This window comes from Streptomyces sp. NPDC001502, from assembly GCF_042894785.1.
GTDB lineage: Bacteria > Actinomycetota > Actinomycetes > Streptomycetales > Streptomycetaceae > Streptomyces > Streptomyces kutzneri.
In genome coordinates this window covers 134,252-151,795 of sequence record NZ_JBIAVW010000016.1, presented here as the reverse complement: position 1 = coordinate 151,795, position 17,544 = coordinate 134,252, and the positions used below count along the sequence as shown (strand labels likewise).

Annotated in this window: 20 protein-coding genes and 1 pseudogene; 10 read left to right on the top strand and 11 right to left on the bottom strand. The window is 68.8% G+C overall.

From position 1 onward, the window contains the following. Window positions 1-136: 136 nt before the first annotated feature. Window positions 137-535 carry an MmpS family transport accessory protein gene (locus ACFY0D_RS26495; RefSeq protein ID WP_390800553.1) on the bottom strand — a complete coding sequence of 133 codons (399 nt, stop codon included), beginning with the start codon at window positions 533-535 and terminating at the stop codon, window positions 137-139. A 166-nt stretch (window positions 536-701) separates the two neighbouring features. Between ACFY0D_RS26495 and ACFY0D_RS26490 the strand changes: the two genes are divergently transcribed. Continuing rightward, on the top strand, window positions 702-1,871 hold the full coding sequence (locus ACFY0D_RS26490) for a sensor histidine kinase (protein WP_390800552.1): 1,170 nt from the start codon (window positions 702-704) through the stop codon (window positions 1,869-1,871). Between the two features lie 102 nt (window positions 1,872-1,973). Further along, window positions 1,974-2,630, top strand: a complete 657-nt coding sequence (locus ACFY0D_RS26485; RefSeq protein ID WP_390800551.1) for a response regulator — start codon at window positions 1,974-1,976, stop codon at window positions 2,628-2,630. Between the two features lie 449 nt (window positions 2,631-3,079). On the opposite strand, the gene ACFY0D_RS26480 is transcribed toward ACFY0D_RS26485, so the two are convergent. Both ACFY0D_RS26480 and ACFY0D_RS26475 read right to left on the bottom strand, forming a co-directional pair. Further along, window positions 3,080-4,276 (bottom strand): cytochrome P450, encoded by a 1,197-nt coding sequence (locus ACFY0D_RS26480; RefSeq protein WP_390800550.1) that lies wholly within the window; start codon window positions 4,274-4,276, stop codon window positions 3,080-3,082. A gap of 252 nt (window positions 4,277-4,528) precedes the next feature. Next, the gene (locus ACFY0D_RS26475; RefSeq protein WP_390800549.1) at window positions 4,529-5,029 is read right to left on the bottom strand and encodes a hypothetical protein; all 501 of its coding nucleotides are present in this window, start codon (window positions 5,027-5,029) and stop codon (window positions 4,529-4,531) included. 223 nt (window positions 5,030-5,252) lie between these two features. Here ACFY0D_RS26475 and ACFY0D_RS26470 point away from each other — a divergent pair, with 223 nt between their 5' ends. Next, window positions 5,253-6,854, top strand: a complete 1,602-nt coding sequence (locus ACFY0D_RS26470; protein WP_390800548.1) for an ISL3 family transposase — start codon at window positions 5,253-5,255, stop codon at window positions 6,852-6,854. A 56-nt stretch (window positions 6,855-6,910) separates the two neighbouring features. Next, window positions 6,911-7,342: a DUF4259 domain-containing protein gene (locus tag ACFY0D_RS26465; protein WP_266794119.1), complete on the top strand. Its 432-nt coding sequence runs from the start codon at window positions 6,911-6,913 to the stop codon at window positions 7,340-7,342. A gap of 225 nt (window positions 7,343-7,567) precedes the next feature. Here the strand turns inward: ACFY0D_RS26465 and ACFY0D_RS26460 are convergent, their stop codons facing one another. The 3 genes from ACFY0D_RS26460 to ACFY0D_RS26450 form a co-directional block, all read right to left on the bottom strand. Continuing rightward, window positions 7,568-8,536, bottom strand: a complete 969-nt coding sequence (locus ACFY0D_RS26460; RefSeq protein WP_390800547.1) for a WD40/YVTN/BNR-like repeat-containing protein — start codon at window positions 8,534-8,536, stop codon at window positions 7,568-7,570. 339 nt (window positions 8,537-8,875) lie between these two features. After that, on the bottom strand, window positions 8,876-9,316 hold the full coding sequence (locus tag ACFY0D_RS26455; protein WP_390800546.1) for a hypothetical protein: 441 nt from the start codon (window positions 9,314-9,316) through the stop codon (window positions 8,876-8,878). Window positions 9,317-9,565: 249 nt separating this feature from the next. Continuing rightward, on the bottom strand, window positions 9,566-10,969 hold the full coding sequence (locus ACFY0D_RS26450) for an SMI1/KNR4 family protein (RefSeq protein WP_390800545.1): 1,404 nt from the start codon (window positions 10,967-10,969) through the stop codon (window positions 9,566-9,568). A 148-nt stretch (window positions 10,970-11,117) separates the two neighbouring features. On the opposite strand from ACFY0D_RS26450, the gene ACFY0D_RS26445 reads away from it, so the two are divergent. Then, entirely contained in the window at window positions 11,118-11,375 is a 258-nt protein-coding gene (locus ACFY0D_RS26445; protein ID WP_390800544.1) for a hypothetical protein, read from the top strand. Between the two features lie 148 nt (window positions 11,376-11,523). Then, complete coding sequence (locus tag ACFY0D_RS26440) at window positions 11,524-12,024, top strand: DUF6233 domain-containing protein (RefSeq protein ID WP_390800543.1); 501 nt, start codon at window positions 11,524-11,526, stop codon at window positions 12,022-12,024. 43 nt (window positions 12,025-12,067) lie between these two features. On the opposite strand, the gene ACFY0D_RS26435 is transcribed toward ACFY0D_RS26440, so the two are convergent. Next, a complete protein-coding gene (locus tag ACFY0D_RS26435) occupies window positions 12,068-12,685 on the bottom strand; it encodes a hypothetical protein (protein WP_390800542.1) in 618 nt (205 codons plus the stop codon). 167 nt (window positions 12,686-12,852) lie between these two features. Here ACFY0D_RS26435 and ACFY0D_RS26430 point away from each other — a divergent pair, with 167 nt between their 5' ends. The 3 genes from ACFY0D_RS26430 to ACFY0D_RS26420 all read left to right on the top strand — a co-directional run bounded on the left by ACFY0D_RS26430 (window position 12,853) and on the right by ACFY0D_RS26420 (window position 15,360). Continuing rightward, window positions 12,853-13,305, top strand: a complete 453-nt coding sequence (locus ACFY0D_RS26430; RefSeq protein WP_390800541.1) for a hypothetical protein — start codon at window positions 12,853-12,855, stop codon at window positions 13,303-13,305. Between the two features lie 846 nt (window positions 13,306-14,151). Next, window positions 14,152-15,165 carry an NAD(P)H-dependent glycerol-3-phosphate dehydrogenase gene (locus ACFY0D_RS26425; RefSeq protein WP_390800540.1) on the top strand — a complete coding sequence of 338 codons (1,014 nt, stop codon included), beginning with the start codon at window positions 14,152-14,154 and terminating at the stop codon, window positions 15,163-15,165. A gap of 66 nt (window positions 15,166-15,231) precedes the next feature. Then, window positions 15,232-15,360, top strand: coding sequence for a hypothetical protein (locus tag ACFY0D_RS26420; protein WP_390800539.1), 129 nt, complete (start codon window positions 15,232-15,234; stop codon window positions 15,358-15,360). Window positions 15,361-15,814: 454 nt separating this feature from the next. Here ACFY0D_RS26420 and ACFY0D_RS26415 read toward each other — a convergent pair. The 3 genes and pseudogenes from ACFY0D_RS26415 to ACFY0D_RS26405 form a co-directional block, all read right to left on the bottom strand. After that, window positions 15,815-16,012, bottom strand: a pseudogene (locus tag ACFY0D_RS26415) (helix-turn-helix transcriptional regulator); the annotation flags it as partial. A 47-nt stretch (window positions 16,013-16,059) separates the two neighbouring features. Next, entirely contained in the window at window positions 16,060-16,644 is a 585-nt protein-coding gene (locus ACFY0D_RS26410; RefSeq protein ID WP_390800538.1) for a hypothetical protein, read from the bottom strand. After that, window positions 16,641-16,970, bottom strand: coding sequence for a PadR family transcriptional regulator (locus ACFY0D_RS26405; protein ID WP_390800537.1), 330 nt, complete (start codon window positions 16,968-16,970; stop codon window positions 16,641-16,643). The genes ACFY0D_RS26410 and ACFY0D_RS26405 overlap by 4 nt, the downstream gene beginning before the upstream one ends. A gap of 131 nt (window positions 16,971-17,101) precedes the next feature. Between ACFY0D_RS26405 and ACFY0D_RS26400 the strand changes: the two genes are divergently transcribed. Continuing rightward, window positions 17,102-17,311, top strand: coding sequence for a hypothetical protein (locus tag ACFY0D_RS26400; RefSeq protein WP_390800536.1), 210 nt, complete (start codon window positions 17,102-17,104; stop codon window positions 17,309-17,311). A gap of 15 nt (window positions 17,312-17,326) precedes the next feature. Here the strand turns inward: ACFY0D_RS26400 and ACFY0D_RS26395 are convergent, their stop codons facing one another. After that, window positions 17,327-17,464 (bottom strand): hypothetical protein, encoded by a 138-nt coding sequence (locus tag ACFY0D_RS26395; protein WP_390800535.1) that lies wholly within the window; start codon window positions 17,462-17,464, stop codon window positions 17,327-17,329. Window positions 17,465-17,544 lie beyond the last annotated feature (80 nt).

Genomic DNA, 17,544 nt, shown 5'->3' with positions numbered 1-17,544 from the left:
GTCAGCTGGAAGGGACTGCTCAAGGTCAGCCCCGCACCCCCTCCAGACGCGACCACCCCGAGTTCGGACAATCCTCTGCTGCTCGACTGAAGCCCCGGTCCCGAGTGCACGGCCCTACCGCTGTCGCCGCCACGGGTCACTCCTCCTGCAGGTTGACGGAGCAGGAAACGATGCCCTGGGAGTCCGGCTTGTCCTGACTCTCCCGGAGCTTGCCGTCGACGTAGATGCGGCAGGCGGTGCCGGGCTGCGCGTGGAGAACGGCGATGCCGTTGAAGCCGAAGCCGACGTTCTGCGAGACGGTCCACGGCAACGACTCGCCCGTGGCCTTCCTCTGGCCGGTCTCCCCGGAGAAGTTGTAACCGATATCGGCCTGCCCCGTCCCCGTCCCCGTCACCTCCAACTTCACGTCCCAGTTCTTGCCGAAGAGGCCACAACCGGTGAGCGTTGTGGCGGCGAGCAGCGTCGCGCCGCTCGCCAGCAGCGCGGGACGGGCCACGCGGTGCAGGAGGGGGAAACGGGAAACAGCGGAATTCACGAGGGCTCCAGACGTTCAGTGTGCGCTTGCGCCGACCATTCTCAGCGGTCGGACCCGCCCCTCCCAGCGGTCGAAAGAACGCATTCGCACCGTAGGACTCCACCGAAAGTACGCACTCGTCTTCCCACCTTCGTCCCTCTGACCAGCGGCGTCTATCCTCTTCGCCATGCCGCCCCCGCTCCCGACCGCCCTCACCTCTCCCAAGCTCGCCGCCGGCCTCCTCGCCGCCCTGCTCGCGGTGGTCGACGCAGGTGTGGTCAGCAGGACCAGGATCGGACTCGCCATGCTGGCCTGCGAGGCACTCGTCTGCTGCACGGTGGCCGCCACGTCGCGTGCCCTTCGTACCGGCCGGCACGGGACCGCCTGGGTCCTGACCGCAGGTGCGTCCGTCCTCTCGCTGCTGGTGACCTCGGTGGTGCAGGAGTCCGTGCTGCAGCGGACCCCTGGCTGGGCGGAGCTGGCGGGACTGCTGCTTCTGGTGTGCGTGACCTGCCGCTACTCCCGCGGATTGCCGCTGGTGCTTTCCGCGGCCGCACTGTTCGCCGCGACGACGCGGCTCGGCCAGCGGGCACCCGGGCTCTCGGACGTGCCGCTGCTCAGCCCACTGGACGGGTTCTTCACCCTGCTGCCGGCCGCCTTCGCCCTGCTGGGCGTCTATCTGCGCGCCGAGGACCGCCGCCGGCGCTCGACAGCCGAGCAGGTGCGACAGGCCGAACGACTGGAGCTGGCGCGCGACCTGCACGACCATGTCGCCCATCACGTCACGGCCATCATCGTGCAGGCCCAGGCGGGCGAACACATCGCGGAGCGTGATGCCGCCACCGCCCGGCGGCTGTTCTCCGACATCGAGCGGACCGGTCAGGACGGGCTCGTGGCCATGAGCCGTATGGTGCGGCTGCTGCGCGACCCGGACACCCGCGAGCAAGCCGCCCCGACCACTCCGGCCCTCACCAGGGTCGGCGATCTGGTACGCCGTGCCGACACACCGGAACAGCACACCTGGCTGACCGTCTCCGAGGAGGTCGACAGCACCACCTGGTCTCCGCAACTGGCCAAGTCGGTCGAGAGACTGGTGCAGGAAGGGCTGACCAATGTCCGCAAGCACGCCCGTGGCGCAACTTCCGTGCACGTCGTACTGGAGAGCGAAGGGGATCGCGTCGTCATACGGGTGCGGGACAACGCGACCGGCGGCCAACGCACACGCCCCCGGTTCCGCCCCAGTGGCTTCGGCCTGATGGGGCTGACCGAACGGCTCACCGAACTGGGTGGCGAGCTCAACTGCGGCCCCATGCCCGAGGGCGGCTGGGAGCTGGCCGCCGCGATACCCCTCACATAGCCGGCGGCGGCCGCCGTTCAACCGCCGCACACAGCTGTGCCAACCACGAGCCCCGGCGGCGAGGCGTCGCCGGGACCCGACCGACCCGAGGAGCACCCACGCGTGACTGTCACCGTCGTGATCGCCGACGACCAGGAGATGGTTCGGACCGGGTTCCGGCTGATCCTGGAGAGCCACGAAGGCATATCCGTGGTCGGCGAGGCGTCCAACGGTGTCGAAGCCGTCGAGGCCGTGCGGCGGCTTGCCCCCGATGTGTGCCTGATGGACATCCGGATGCCGGGTCTCGACGGCCTTGAGGCGACGAGACTGCTGCGGACCGGCCCTCATGCCGCGGCGTCCGGCACGAAGATCGTCATCGTCACGACGTTCGACCTGGACGAATACGCCTACCGGGCGCTGCGTGCCGGGGCCAGCGGCTTCATCGTCAAGAACTCGGGCTCGCGACTGCTCGTGGAAGCAGTACGCGCGGCGGCCCACGGAGAGTCGCTCATCTCACCGTCCACCACGGTGCGGCTGCTGAGACACCTCAACAGGCTTCCGGCTCAGCGGAACACGGAGCAGCTCCAGCGACTCACACCGCAGGAGCTGAAAGTCGCCACCCTGGTCGCACGCGGGCGCACCAACAACGAGATCGCCACCGAGCTGACCCTGGCGGTCAGCACGATCAAGAGTCACCTGAGCCGGATCCAGGAGCGGCTCCCGGCCCGCAACCGTGTGGAAATCGCGGCGTGGGCCTGGGAACACGGCCTCGTCTGCTGAGCCCAGCGGGCGTCGGCGCGGGCTTGCGCGGGACTACCGTCGCCTGCTCGTCGGCCGGCCCGCTCGAAGGCGAGGTTCGCGTGCGGGCAGCCGGGCGTACGACAGCGGCGCCTCGCGCTCGGCCTGGTCCACCGCCAGGCCCCACCGGTGCTTGGTCGCCACCCACGCACCGAGGTACCGGCAGTGCACCGCCGGCGCCGGCATCCACGTCGCCGGATCCTGGTCGCTCTTCTGACGGTTCGAGCGTGCGGTTACGCCGACGAGGGTGACGCCCGAGCCCAGGTCGTCGGCGTACCGGCGAATTTCCAGGTGTGCGCGCTTCGTATGCCGGGATATCCGTTCACGGACATCCCGCGCACCGCACGGAACAGCTGTGGGCCGCATGCGACAACGCGTGCGGCCCACAGCCTTGTCAGGATCTGGAGTCGTGAGCTCTCAACGTGCCGTTCTCACGCGATCGGCTGTGCGGCCTTGTACTCCACCGGCAGCGTAAGCAGGCCACGGGCTCGTAGGGACGGTCGCCACCGGGGTTCGCAATCGGTCAAGGTCAGGCTGCTGAACCGCTCAAGGAGTGCGGCCAGCGCGATCTCGGCCTCGGCACGGGCCAGCGGTGCGCCGAGGCAGTAGTGGATGCCGTGACCCAGTGCCAGGTGCCCGGAGGCGTCGCGCTCGAAGTCGAGCCGTTCGGGGTGGGGGAAACGGGCGGGGTCGCGGTTGGCAGCGGACAGCGACAGCAGGACGGTTTCCCCGGCCGGGACAGTGACGTCTGCGATCGTCACGTCCTCGGTGGTGAAGCGGCGGATCGCCAGAAGCGCCGGCCCTTCGTAACGCGCCAGTTCCTCGATGGCTTCGGGGAGCTTCGACGGGTCCGTGCGGAGGCGTGCCAGATGCTCGGGATGGCTCAGGAGTACGTGCAGGGCATTGCCGATGAGCTGGACGGTGTTCTCGAATCCGGCGCCGAGGATGAGGAAGGCGAGCGACGTCAGTTCGTCCTCGCTGAGACGGTCGCCATCGCTGTCGCGGACCGCGATCAGGTCGGAGAGCAGGTCATCGGCAGGGTGCCGGCGCTTGTACGCGATGAGCTCGGCGAAAAAGGCGAGCATGGCGCCGCCTGCCTGCTTGGCACCCTGGAGGCGGCTGGGGTCCGGTGAGATCAGCTCGTTGGTCCAGGCGCGGAAGTCCTTGCGTTGGTCGTCCGGGATCCCGAGAAGGTCGCAGATGACAGTGATGGGCAGCGGGGCTGCGTACGCGGCGATGAGATCAGTTCGGCCCTCCGTGCCGAGCGCATCAAGCAGTCTGTCCGCGGTCCGGCGGATGGGGGCGCGCAGCGCTTCCACGCGTCGGGGCGTGAAGGCGCGGCTGACGAGCCTGCGCAGGCGGGTGTGGTCCGGCGGGTCCATGTTCAAAAGGTTGGCGTCCAGGGCCGGCGGCAGGAACAGGCCGCGGTACGAGCTCTCGGCGGCGTTGGCCTTGTCGAGGGAGAGGCGCGGATCCGCAAGGGCCGAGCGCACGTCGTCGTACCGGGTGACAAGCCAGGCCGGCTCGCCGGTGGGCCCTGCGATGCGCTGTACTGGCGCAGTGTCACGCAGGTGCCGGTAGGCATCGTATGGGTGCTTTATGAGGTCGCCCTGTAGATCCAGATCCATGGGGTCACCCTAATTTGACGGCGTCAGCCGGCTTCCCATGTCGTTCTGAATGGTGAGCAAGTCGGCTGGTTCAGCGCCGGCCACCGTGGCCGGGCTCCGCGTACTCGCCGAACGATGGGTCCTGTGCCTGCCCGTCCTCTGAGGTCACCACGTAGTCCGGCTCGGTCCTCAAAGTGGTTTGCCACAGGCCGATCGCGAGCGGGCAGGAGCGGGCCGGGCCGCCCGCTCCGTGCTCTGTACTGCCGTCAGTTGCTACGAGGTGGCAGGTCCGGGCAGTGGCATGCCGGAAATCCCGCTGCGCGTCACCTGAGAAACGATCTTGCAGAAGTCGGCTCGGTGGAAGTACTCACTCGGACGACTGCAGACGTATCCGTACAGGGTGATGTGCAGGTCCGTGATCAGTCGCTTCTCCCTCGTGATGACCTCGCGCGCACTGCCCAGAGGTTTGGAGATCCAACCGTCCACGAGCGAATAGCAGTGGTTCCGGGCCGCTAGTTCGTGGTCGCTGATCCGCTTCTCGCAGTCTGCCGACGAGCCGACCTTCACGTAGGGAACCGGGCCTTCGAAGGACAGCACGTAGATGCGGCTGCCCACCTCCTCAGGGTAGGGAAGTTCTTCCCTGAGCATCATGCGAACGAGCAGCGCCACCGCGGCGATGTTGCCGGTGAAGGGAGGCGCGACGCCGACCCGAAGGGCGGTGATCGCATCCTTCCGCGCCTCTTCCACCTCAAGCTCTATGTCCGTCTGCTCCATCGGGACTCCCCCCAGGGAGAGCCCTCGTAGAACTTTGCGGGAGATGCGTAACATCCCACGATCGTCACACCAGGCACTGACATGGCTTTGTTCTCGAGAACGGGTTCTGGCTCAGCTTCCGTGCAACAGTAACTCTGAGTGACAGCTGAGCGTCGACGGGCAGTGCTCGAAGTCGCCCGAAAATGAGCCGTGGTCAGGGCAGTTGGGCCGACAGTACGGGGCTGTGGAAGAGGTCGTGCTCCGACTGAAGGAGCTGTTGTTCCCGTCGATCGCGAACGTCACAGTGCTGTCGGTGGACGTGAACATCGCGATAGTGCGCGTTGACGCGAAGTGCACCACGACTGGCGCCGCCTGCCCGGAATGCGGGGCCTGGTCGACCCACGTTCACAGTTCCTACCTGCGGTTTCCTGCCGACGTGCCCAGCGCCGGGCGAAGGGTCGTGCTCCAGCTTCGCGTCCGGCGGTTCCGGTGCCGGACGGCCTTGTGTCGGCGCCGGACCTTCGTGGAGCAGATATCCGGCCTGACCCGCAGGCACGGTCAGCGCACGGAACGACTGCGCTCGACCCTCGCGGAACTCGGTCTCGCCCTGGCTGGCCGGGCCGGCGCCCGGCTGGCCGACGTCCTCGGCGTGTCCGTGAGCCGGAGCACTGTCCTGCGCCTGGTCAACGCCCTGCCCGAGCCGGAAGTACCGGCGCCGCGGGTGGTCGGCGTCGACGAGTACGCCACCCGCAAGGGCCGCCATTACGGCACTGTCCTCGTGGACGTCGAAACCCGCCGTCCAATCGATCTTCTCCCAGACCGGGAGGCATCCAGTCTGGCGGCGTGGCTCGCCCAGCGGCCAGGCGTCGAGGTGGTCTGCCGGGACCGGGCACCGTTCTTTGCCGAGGGCGCCGCCGCCGGAGCACCGCAGGCGGTCCAGGTCGCGGACAGGCGGCACCTCTGGCACAACCTGAGTGAAGCCGCCGAGCGGAGTGTTGCCCAGCATCGCCGCTGCTTGCACGTTCTGATACCCGAGTCACCTGAGCCCCAGACTGTGACAGTCCCGGCCGCGGGCCAGACCGCGTCGCCATGGCCACGCGGACACCGGTTCGCCGACCGGACCCGGTCCCGGCACGCAGCCGTGCACGCCCTGCTGAAGGCAGGGCACAGCCAACGCTCGATCCAGCGACAGCTCGGGATGACCTGGCGGACCGTCAAACAGTTCGCCGATGTCGCGAAGCCTGAGGACCTGTTCACCGGCCAATGGCAGAACCGGCCCTCCGTTCTCGACGACTACAAGCCCTACCTGGACGACCGCTGGAACGAGGGCTGCACCAACGCCTGGAAACTCTGGGAGGAGATCCTGCCTCTCGGCTACAAAGGCAGCTACCAGCGCGTCCGCGCCTACCTGCACGATAAGCGCACCTCACCAAGGCCGGTGACCGCACGGCCGCCCTCGCCCCGAAGGGTCGCCGGATGGATCCTTCGCCGCCCGGACACCCTCACCGAGTCCGAGCAGATCCAACTCAAGTCCGTCCGGACACACTGCCCCGAACTCGACGCTTTGACCCGCCACGTCCGGTCCTTCGCGACCATGCTCACCGAGCGCCAAGGCGAACGACTTCCGGACTGGCTCGACGCCGTCCGGCAGGACGACCTTCCCAGCCTCCACACCCTCGCCGCTGGCATCGACCGAGACCGTGATGCCGTCATCTCCGGGCTCACCCTGCCCTGGAACTCCGGAGTCGTCGAAGGCCACGTCAATCGGATCAAGATGCTCAAGCGCCAGATGTTCGGCCGCGCAGGCTTCCACCTTCTTCGCAAACGGGTCCTTCTGGCCCCGTAATCGTGTTGTCAGTGCCTAATGCGAGGATCCGGGCGACCATACGCAAGGAGAGCAGCATGGGCACCTGGGATACCGGCCCTTTCGACAACGACACAGCCGCAGACTTCGCCAACGCACTCGACGATGCCGAGCCCGAGGCACGCGAAGCCCTGATCCGAGGGGTCCTCGTCCGAACGATCGACGCAACCGGCTATCTCACGGAAGCGGAAGAGGCGGTGGCCGCTGCCGCCTTGATCGCGGCGCAATGCCCGGAAGGCGACGCTGTCGACACGCCCTACGGCCCGGAAACACCTATGCCCCTGTTCCCCTCCGACTTGCGCGCACTCGCCGACGAAGCCCTCGCCCGCATCGTCGGCGACGAGGATGGGCTGGCCTCAAACTGGGTCGACCCGGAGGACTGGAAGCAGTGGCGAGCCATACTCACGCGCCTTCGCGCAGTGCTTGCGCCGCCACCCCCTTCCATCGCTCTCTTCGATGTTCAGACGTAACGGAGCGTCACTCAGCACGGAAGCTGTGCCAGAACCCCACTTCGGGAGGCACTCGGGGGCCTGGCCGGAATTGAACTGCCGGGATGGCGTGAGACTGGTGGCTGCTTGCCCATTTCGGTGGTTGTTGTGTCCGGGTTGTGTTTCCATGGCCGCTCTGACGGGGTCCGTAGACAGTGAAGCCCTGGCCCGAAGGGGCCAGGGCTTCAGTTCCGGGCGGTCCTGCCGTTACAGCGCGAGCTGATGGACGCTGCCGTCGCTCAGGCCCGCGAACAGGCAGGGCTGTCCGGGGTCGACTGCCAGGGTGCGTACGTCACGCATGGGCAGGCCGGCGGAGGCATCGGTCCAGGTCTTTCCACTGTCCCGGGATTGCAGGACGCCGGCTGCTGTGATCGGCGCCGTGTCCCCCGGGTACGACGCACTGGACGAGGCAGCGAACAGGACGTCGTTGTGCTGGGCGAACGCGACGACGCGCAGGGGACCGTCATGGCCCTCGATGCGCGCGGCGTGGAACGTGGTGCCGTCGTCGTCGCTGTAGCGGATGGTGTCGCCACCGATCAGCAAGCGGCTGCCGGCGAAGTGAACGGCATTGGCTTCGTGGGTGGTCATGACCGTCCAGCTGCTGCCGAAGTCGCCCGAGCGGTAGAGGCCGTTGGTGTGGGAAGCCATCCAGACACTGTTGCCGTCGGGGTCGTTTGGGTCCGCCACGAGATCCAAGTAATAGCGGCCGTGGTCATGCTCCTCCCAGGAGTCACCACCGTCACTCGTCGTCCGCACGCCGAGGACTTCAACACCGTTGTTGTTCACGTAGCCGAAGCTGTGCATGACCCGGTCCGGGTTCAGCGGGTGGATATGGATGGCGAAGATGGACTCCGGCCACGATCCAGACGCCTGCCACGTCATGCCCGCGTCCTCGCTGCGCTTGACCGCGCACCGCCAGCCAACCCTCTCGGTCCGCCACACCAATGGCGGATCGTCCGCCCATACGTTCATGTCGTCGATGATGTGATCGTTGCTGGTGGGCGGTCCATCGGGTGACTCCCAGTCGGGCCCGGTGACGGGCAGGGAAGCACGGAGCAGGCCCGTCCCGGTCCCCGCCAGAACGGCTCCTTTGACAACGACCAGCACCACGACGGCCGACGCTGGACCACCAGCGCGCATGCATTGCTTCCAGCTCGTCGTGCTCGTCGACATCATGTCTCCCTCATTGGATCAAGAGAACCTCGGAAGCCCCGAGGGGCCGACACCGAAAGTAGCGAGGCGAACCCTCTGGGTAGTGCACTCGAAGGGCTTCCGACCGCAACGGTTGATCAAAATGGCCGAATCCCTGCCAGTTAGCCATCTGTGCCAGTCACCCATTCCGCTGTACTGGAAATAGAACAGTCACCGATCGCGGTGCTGTCCGTTCTCGTGAACAAAGCCACCAGGACAGCCGCCGAAGACCGAGCGCGATACCTGGCCCTGATGGACGACCTCGGTGCTCGGCTCGGCGCCGGCGGAGCCGCCGCTCCCCGGGAGACGGACCTACGGCCGAGGTCAGCAGGCCCGGTTGTCGTGTCCTGGCGGGAGCTGTTGACGCAGAAGGCTTGTGAACGCGCGACCGCACGCCAGCATGGGTTCGACGGGCAGGTCCGCGTCGAAGCCTTCGTCATGGCCGCCTGTGCCGTAGGAGTTGACGAGATCCTTCGGGATGGCGGGGGTCCATGCGAGCAGTCGCTGCAGGACGCGCTCCGAGAGGTACAGCGCGAGCGCGACCCGAGCGGGTTCCGTCCCAAGGTGCTCGTCCAGACAGGACGAGACGAACCCCACGAAGCCGGTCGTGGCCTGCATCTCCCCGTCGTCGCAGGCACCGGCCAACCACGCCGGAGCGTCAGCGACCGCCTTCGCCTCCTGCGCCAGCAGGTACAGCCAGACTTCGGCCTGCTCGTCGCGGACCCAAAATCCAGAGCCACAGTAGTCCAAGTTCGAGGTGGCCATGCCGCGAGTAGACCACGCAGGAGCGGGGACCCAGCACGGAACCCCCGGTCAGAGCCCTGATCGTCCCGCGGGCTCCTGACGCGGCGCTGCGGGCCATCCCGCGTGCTCAGGGGCCATCTACGGTGCACAGTGAGAAGATCCCGTTCGGGGCTGACAGCGGTCCCCTGGTCGGGTGGCCAGCGGCCAGGTACGTTCCTGCGACGCGCGGCTCGCCCCCACCGCCCCCGCCGCCCCCGCCGCCCCCGTCGGCTACGCCGGCGTTCCGAGATCTCCTTCGAGGACCGTCTGGATGATCTGGGGCCGGTCCCAGAGGGCCAGGATCTCGTTCGCGATGGCCACGATCGGCAGGGCGTCCTGGTAGCCATGCGCCTCGATGGATGCGGCCGACAGGCTGCGCGGTACGGCTCCGGCGTCCAGGAGGACCCGCCAGTCCTCTGGGCCGAGTTCCAGGAACTCCAACCCGGTGAGCTGGGCGATCTCCAACGGGTCGGCCAGGGTGCCGGGGTACGCCGTCAGGGTGCGCAGGCGGGGCAGCCCGGTGACGGGGGCGAGGCTGAGCGGCGCGCCGTCCCACACGCCGATGGACAGGGCTTCCAGGCCAGGGTGCGCGGCGGCCTGGATGCTGGGCAGCCTTGCGATGTTGACTCTGGCAACGGCAGGTGGCCGCTGCTCCCGGGGTCCGCCGGGCTCCGCGCCGAGTCGGCCCAGCACCAGGTCGGTGAGGGAGTCGGCAACGAGCGCGGCGCCGACACTCTCCTCGTGGGAGAGCATGATGACCTGGCCCGTGTGTCCGCGGGGGCCGGGTGTCAGATCGACGGCCAACTGGTTTCCGCCGCCATTGTCACCGAAGGCGATCCAGCCGGGTGAGCCGACGAGGCCCTGCACCATGGCGTCGGGCCGGGTGACGACCGCCTCCATCGCCGCGAACTCCCAGCGGCAGTGCCGCGACGCCGCGTCGGCGATGTACAGGCTGTCGAGATCGAACAGCTCGCAGCCGACCGCTGCGCAGTCGCGTATCGCTGCCTCGTAGTCGTCACCCAGGTCCTCCCACCGTGCCCGTGTCACCCGGTAGAGGACCTTGAGCTCGTCGGGCAGCGCGACGCCCAGGCGCGCTTCGGCGGCGGCGATCTCCTCCTCTGTCGCGCCGATGGCGTGTGGCAATCGTTCACGCAGCGTCCGCTCCAGCAACTCCAGGTCCGCCGAAGGGGCCGGCGCTGCCCCGGGAGCCGGTTCGGGGAGACGGCGCCAGGGCTCGGGGAGGTATCCGTCCACCAGGATGAGCGCACCCGGGTGCGGGGTGCCGATGCCGGGTTCCACAGCGGGGCTGGGACCCAGCAGGCGGAGCACGGTCTTCCCGGCCGGATGTATCTCCGCCGTGAACGAGACGTCGTCGACTCCAGCGTCCGCAAGCGCGCTCTGCACCCGCTTCACCGCGTCGGTTTCCTCCCGCATGTCCTCCACCTGAGCGGCCCGACCGGGCGGCGGCATCCGTCGCGTCAGAGCCAGACTCCAGCCGCCTCGGCCTATACGTCCTGCCACGCGAACGGACCTGGCAGCGTGCTCCTGCGCCTGTTCGGCCAGAAGGAGCCGCAGCACCGGCTCCCAGGTAGCGAAGTCGCTTATCGATGCCGTGGAGAGCCTCTGATCAACCATGCGCAGACCGTACGCGGGGCCGCTGACATCAGGGGACACCGGGCCCACAGCGCTCAGGAGCCACCTGTCGTGCTCAGTCACAACGACAACACCGATGGCTGGGACGTGGCGCTCGCCCAGGAAATCGAACACATGTTTCACTTGAGGTGTGAGACCACCGTTCCGCTTCCCCGATGACCTGCTCACCCTCCAAGGGGCGTGGCAGCAGACCTACGCCGAGCTCGCGCAGACCCCCGCCGGGGCCGGTACGACCGCGCTGCGACGCCGGCTGATCACCCTCTCCGGGAACCTGTGCACCCACTCCCACTGGGCGGCCTCCACCGCCTGGCGGGCCGGCGGCGTCGAGCTGCGACGCGCCGCCCGCACCCACACTTCCGCACAGACGGAAGGGGAGACAGCAGCATGAACGAGCAGACCACCACCAAGCCCCGCCCGCAGATCGGTCCCGTCACCTGGGCACCCGGCCAGACCGGCGCACGGGACGGCGCTCCGGCGTCACCGCTCTGTGTTCCCTGTCAGCAGGCCCGGCAAGAGCGGTTCGCCTGTCCCTGACCGTGACCGAACCCCCGCCGCCATCACCCGCACCGATCACGCTGCTCCTGCCGGACGGGCAGGAAATCGGACGCGTACGGCTCTACGAGCGCCGGCAGCTCGACACCCGTCTTTGGATGTACCGCATAGGCGTCCCCCTCTGGCAGACGGCCGCCGGGGGCGGGGTCGAGCCGGCCGAGTACAGCATGTGGGTCACCGCCGCCCAGCTGCGCCCGATCCCCGGCGTGAACCTGGACGCCGTACCCAAGCACCCCCGGAGCACCACCACGGCGCCGGAAAGGTGGGCATGGGTGCTGGACGGCCGTGTCCACGGGCGGCCCGCCACCGTCCACGCCGAGGGCTGCCGGAATGTCACCGACCGCGCGCACCCGCTGGGCACGATGCACGCGCTCGACGCGCTCGCCCGGCCCGGCACGACGGCGTGCACCGTGTGCGACGCGGCCGAGGCACTGCTGCCGATCCTCGCCCACGGCCAGGACGACGCGCCCGCCCCCGGCGACTGATCACCACAGGTCAGTACCTGCTTCTGATCCTCAAAGAGCCAGGTCAGACGTCGGCATCGAAGCCTGCTGCCGGTAGGGAGGCGGAGCCGTACCGCTGCCCGTTGCCGGTGGGAGGAAAGAGTTCGCGCTGTGCGTGCATGGAGCCCAGGTATCGCCACGCAGCGATCGGAACGAGGTCCTTCTGACGGGTTACCCGGGGCTGGGCCTCGGTGATGGGGGCGGCATCCGATGCGATGTCACCGGTGAGGGTGCCGGTGACCCCGTGAGTGCCGACGCCGACGTGGTGGTCCCCGTTCTGGGCCGTTGCAGCGTGGGCATTCGTCGTCAGGGTGAAGGTGATGCCGGCCAATGCCAGCAGCGTGAGGAGGCGCTTGGTGTGGGGCATGTCCTGGCTAACGGTCACCCAGGCAGGCTGTTGCGGGCCTGATCGCAGCTCCGCTCCCGTTTCCGCCCGGTGGCCGACGGTCGCGGTGCGGTAGGTGCCGGTGCGCGCCCGGCTGGAGGTGCCGTCCTCCAGCCGCGCCTCAAGCCGGTCAGCACGGTGACGGTGACGGCGTCCGCCGGGATCCGCCTCGTCCTCGGTGCCGACATCGCCCCCGTTTCGGCGGGCATCGCGGTGCTCCGGTTCGCCGACCGCTAGCACGGCGGTCCGGTCCGTCAAGTCACGAATTGTGGGGACATGTGGTGCGGGGGGCGGGGAGGGCTTACTGGAGCTGTTCCGCTTATCCGATTTCCCCCGAAGGAGACTTTCTTATGACCCGCTCATCCCGTAAACAGCGTTTTGCCCTGGTTGCCGTTTCGGCCGCGTTCGTCGGCGCCGGTGTGCTGGTGCCCAGCAGCGCCTTCGCGGCGTCGGCGCCCTCGTCGGTCAGTGAGGTCGCCACGATGACCGCGAGTCATCTCGACCTCGCCAAGGGTGACCGTGGCGGCCACAACGACCACCACAAGAAGGGTGACTGGAACGACAAGCACAAGAAGAAAAAGAAGAAGGGCAAGAACAACGGCAAGCCCAAGAACGTGAAGAACATGCCGGGGTGCAAGTTCTACAAGGGCAAGGTCTACTGCGAGCACAAGCCCGAGCCGGCCAAGCCAAACCCGGCCCCGGCACCGGCACCCGCACCGGCACCGGCACCCGCCCCGGCTCCCGCTCCGGCACCCGCCCCGGCTCCCGCTCCGGCACCGGCCCCGGCTCCCGCTCCGGCACCGGCCCCCGCACCGGCCCCGGCACCCGCACCCGCACCCGCACCGGCTCCGGCCCCGGCTCCGGCTCCCGGTGGGTGACCGAGCCCCCCGCACTACCCGGGACGGTGGGCTCCACCGTCCCGGACGAGCCCGCTGCACCACGCGGCGACGCCCTACCGAGCGCTCAGACTCCACGTCACCGCCGATCCGGAATCACCGGCCGAACCCCCACTCCTGGTCGGCGCCACCCTCTGGCAGCCGGCCGCCGGGGGGCGGGGACGACGGCCGCGCCCACGGACGCCCGGCCACCTCCACGCCAAGGGCTGCCCGAACACCACCGACCGCGCGCAGCCACTGGGCACGGCATGCACCGTGTGCGACGCGCCCAAGGCGCTGTTGCCGGTCCTCGCCCACCGCCAGGACGACATGCACTCCCCCGGCGACTGCCCACAGAGCAGTTCCCGTTGGGTGTAACCCTGGCCCGCCAAAATGACCGAAATGATCTTGGCTTCCTGGGCGTCGACGTTGTTGCTCAGCGCGTGGTTCGCAACGTTCTGCGAGTGGGTGGTACCCGTCTGGCTGTTCCCGTCTCCGTTGTCCAGGTTCTGGGCCGCCCTTCAGGGTTGTTTCCGACGAGGCCCGACGGTGTGGGGTCCAGCAGAGCGGGGACGGCGATGGCGGGGACGGCGAGCGCCACCCGCGAGGGCACCGACCCCGTGGTGGTCGAACGCGATTTCCCGCACTGGAGGCGCGGCCGGACGAGGTCCGGACCCAGCGCATGCTGAGCGAGGCCCACCGGGTGCTCCCCCGGCTACGCGGACGCCGCGCCGTCCCGCTGGCCCTGCGGCGCCCGGCAGACCCTGCGGCGGGCGGCGCGGCCGATACGATGCGCGGACCCGGCCGCTACCTTGGCGAGGGGCCCGCGTCCAGCGAGAGGACCCCGCAGTGACCCCGTACCGCTCTGCCCGTGCGGCGGTACTCTCGGCCGGGGCCTGGGGCACCGCCGTCGCCAAGATCATGGCCGACGCCGGTACCGGCGTCGTGGTGCACGCCCGCCGCAGCGAGATCGCCGACGCGATCAACGCCAGCCACCGAAACCCGGGTTACTTCCCGGACGTCGAGCTGCCCGCAGCCGTGACGGCGACGACCGATCCGGTTGCCGCTCTGGATGGCGCGGACTTCCTCGTGCTCTCCATCCCCGCGCAGTCCCTGCGGGCCTGCCTTGCCGTGTGGGCGCCGAACATCGGACCCGACACCCTGATCGTGTCGCTGATGAAGGGCATCGAAGCGGACAGCGGACTGCGTGCGAGCCAGGTCGTCACCGAGGTGACCGGCGTCCGCGCGGACCGGGTCGCGGTGCTGTCGGGCCCGAACCTCGCAGCTGAGATCATGGCCGGCCAGCCTGCCGCCGCCACGATCGCCTGCCCCGATGAAGACGCAGCCCGCCGCTTCCAAGCCGCGTGCCATACGCCCTGCTTCCGGCCCTACACCAGCACCGACGTGATCGGCTGCGAACTGGGCGGCGCGGTGAAGAACGTCATCGCCCTGGCGGTCGGCGTCGCCTCGGGCATGGGCATGGGCGACAACGCCGCGGCCATGCTCATCACCCGCGGGCTGGCCGAGGCCACCCGCCTGGCCACGGCCATGGGCGCCCACCCGGCCACCCTCGCAGGGCTTGCCGGCGTGGGCGACCTGGTGGCCACCTGCTCATCCCCGCTCTCCCGCAACCGGACCTTCGGCACCCACCTCGGCCACGGCCTGACCGTTGCCGAAGCCACGGCCGCCACCCGAACGACCACCGAGGGCGTCAAGAGCGCGGAGGCGATCCTCGCCTTGGCCCGCGCCCACGGCGTCGAAATGCCGATCACCGACGTGATCTCCGCCCTGCTGAACGACAAGGTCACCCTCGACCGGGCCGCGGCCGCGCTGATGCAGCGGCCCCCCAAGCCCGAGCGCTGACCCCGGCGCCCCGCCTCACGGGGCCTCCCACCACCACCTTCACCCTCCCAACCCGGAGGCTCCCCAATGAACATGTCCGTGCTGTCCTCTGCCCAGATCGCCGTCACCGCCGCCTTTGCGGCGTGGAGGATCACCGGATTCACCCGCCTGCCCGCCTGCCCGCCTGCCCGCCCGTCCGGCCGCCGGCTGCGCTGACGAGCACGCCGGTGTGTCTCAACCGGTCATGGCGGGCTTGTGCAGCCGTGCCACGCCGAGCATGGCCTGGTGCGTGCACCCCGGCTCTGCGCAGGCGGCGGTCAGTCACGCAGGATGTTCCGGTTCTTCATCCGTGAGAGGACGTGCTCGACCCGAGCACGGGCCCTACGGTGGACGGCGTTGTCGGCTTCCTGCTCGGGGCCGGGGTGTAACGGGGTCAGGCGGCCTCTCGGCCGAAGATCCGTTTGAGCGCCAGCAGCATGCCCATCTTCGGCGCCAAGAGCAGCAGATGGAGCGCGAACACCGCCGCTTCCTGCGGACTCAGTTGCGCCATCTCGTTGGCCCACTCTTGCCTGTAGCGCTCACGGTGCCCCATCGGCACGAAGACGAGGGCCAGAGCGATGCGTCGCTCAGCTCTTTCACGGACCGGACTCGCCGCTTGAGTCACCTGGAGTTTCGACCGGGCACCGGGTCGGCGGGCCGCCCATGCGCGGATGGTGCCGGCGTGCCAGTAGGGCCGGCCGCCCTCCACGTAGTCGGGAGGGGGGAGAAGACCGTGCCCGTGATAGGAGCGCACCGTCGCCCGCTGTACGCGGATGTGTGCGGCGATCTCCTTGTAGGACCACAGCTGTCGGGTGTTCGCCTTGTTCATCGCCCCGTCCGGATCCCTACCGACCGTGCTGCGGCGCGGACCGTCCATCAAGCGGGCCTGCGACCGAACGCCCTTTTGAGCCATAGCAAGATGCCCATCCTTGGTGCCAGCAGAAGAAGATGCAGCGCAAACGTGGCCGCCTCCGCGGGCCTCAGCTGCATCATCTCGTTGAGCCACTCCTGCCGGTAGCGCTCACGCTGACCCGGCGGTACGAACAGGAGCGCCAGCGCGATACGCCGCTCAGCCTCGCGGTCTTCCTTGCGAGCCGGTTCACGGGCGGCCGCCTCCGCAAGGGCCGCCTTGGACACGGCGGAGGCATGCCCGACGTGCGTTTCCCCACCCGCCGCCGCGTGCCTCGCACGCGCCTCCGAGGCACGCGCCTCGTGCATCGCCCTCTCGGCCCCGGCAGCATCCCCGAGGTCCTCCAGTTCCCTCGCTCGGGCCCACCACAGGGCCGCGTGTTCCGCCCGTGCTGACTCCTGGGGCTTACGCACGCGCACACGGCCCCTGACCCGGGCGTAACTCCGGCGGCGCTTCGTGCGCCCCGTCCGCGTCAGGTTGGACAGCATCACCAGTAACAGCAGGATGACGCCGGCGACGCCGGAGAAGTCGTTCATGACCCTCTCGATCACGCAGTGCCGCCTTGGGGGCGGGCGGACAGGAAGGTGCGGCGCTTGCGATCGCCCGCCTTGGCCATCGATGCGGTGGCCGCCTGGGCTCCACGCTCGCTCAGCCGGTAGTACCGACGCTGCGGTCGCCCTTCTTCCTGGGGGTTGATGTCCTCCCAGCGGCTCTCCAGCCATCCGCACTGTTCCAGGCGGATCAGGATCGGGTAGATCGTGCCGCCGGGAAGTTCGGCGGTCTCGGCGATCTGCAGCCCGTAGTGCTCGTCAGCAGGTTTGGCCAGGAACGCGGCGAGCACGGCCCGCGTGGCCAGTGTCATTCTCGGCTCACCCATACCCGGAGTCTACGTCTATCTCTATCTAGCTAGGTAGAGATAGACATAGGACCCTAGGTAGAGTAAGACTTAGGCATCGCCGTCGGCCGGCTGCGGCCTTCACAGCCGGCCCCGTTCAAGATGGACGTGTCATGACCGATTGGGCCTTCATCGCCCTGATCTGTGTGGTTGGAATCTTCCTCGCGTTCGCCGCCGGAGGGGTCGCCGCCGTTCTTCCCCACCCGCCGGCCGCTCGCTGGCCGGATCGACTCCGCAGCGGCACGAAGGGCTTCGTGGCCACGCTGACGCTGTTCATGGGCGTCGTGGGCATGGTCTGCATCCTGATCGCCGCACAGAAGTGACTGCATGCCGAAGGCCTACTGTGCGGCGGTTTCGGCGCCGTCCGCCTGCGGGCCGGCGTCGTTGGCGTGGATCTCGCCGACGACCTCGTCCAGGCTCACGCCCCGGGCGTGCGGGGTGTAGCGGCCGCGCAGAGTGACGCCGGCGGCCTTCACCGCGGCGGTTGTCTCGCCCCCGTGCCTCGAAGGCAGGCCGCCCGATCATTAACAACAAGTGCATGCTTGTTACTTGTAGA

Bases quoted from the DNA above. Each gene is read 5' to 3' on its own strand.
- ACFY0D_RS26475 (WP_390800549.1), bottom strand. From the start codon at position 5,029: ATGGAGCAGACGGACATAGAGCTTGAGGTGGAAGAGGCGCGGAAGGAT.
- ACFY0D_RS26450 (WP_390800545.1), bottom strand. From the start codon at position 10,969: ATGGTTGATCAGAGGCTCTCCACGGCATCGATAAGCGACTTCGCTACC.
- ACFY0D_RS26490 (WP_390800552.1), top strand. From the start codon at position 702: ATGCCGCCCCCGCTCCCGACCGCCCTCACCTCTCCCAAGCTCGCCGCC.
- ACFY0D_RS26400 (WP_390800536.1), top strand. From the start codon at position 17,102: ATGACCGATTGGGCCTTCATCGCCCTGATCTGTGTGGTTGGAATCTTC.
- ACFY0D_RS26465 (WP_266794119.1), top strand. From the start codon at position 6,911: ATGGGCACCTGGGATACCGGCCCTTTCGACAACGACACAGCCGCAGAC.
- ACFY0D_RS26455 (WP_390800546.1), bottom strand. From the start codon at position 9,316: ATGGCCACCTCGAACTTGGACTACTGTGGCTCTGGATTTTGGGTCCGC.
- ACFY0D_RS26420 (WP_390800539.1), top strand. From the start codon at position 15,232: ATGAACATGTCCGTGCTGTCCTCTGCCCAGATCGCCGTCACCGCCGCC.
- ACFY0D_RS26405 (WP_390800537.1), bottom strand. From the start codon at position 16,970: ATGGGTGAGCCGAGAATGACACTGGCCACGCGGGCCGTGCTCGCCGCG.
- ACFY0D_RS26460 (WP_390800547.1), bottom strand. From the start codon at position 8,536: ATGATGTCGACGAGCACGACGAGCTGGAAGCAATGCATGCGCGCTGGT.
- ACFY0D_RS26480 (WP_390800550.1), bottom strand. From the start codon at position 4,276: ATGGATCTGGATCTACAGGGCGACCTCATAAAGCACCCATACGATGCC.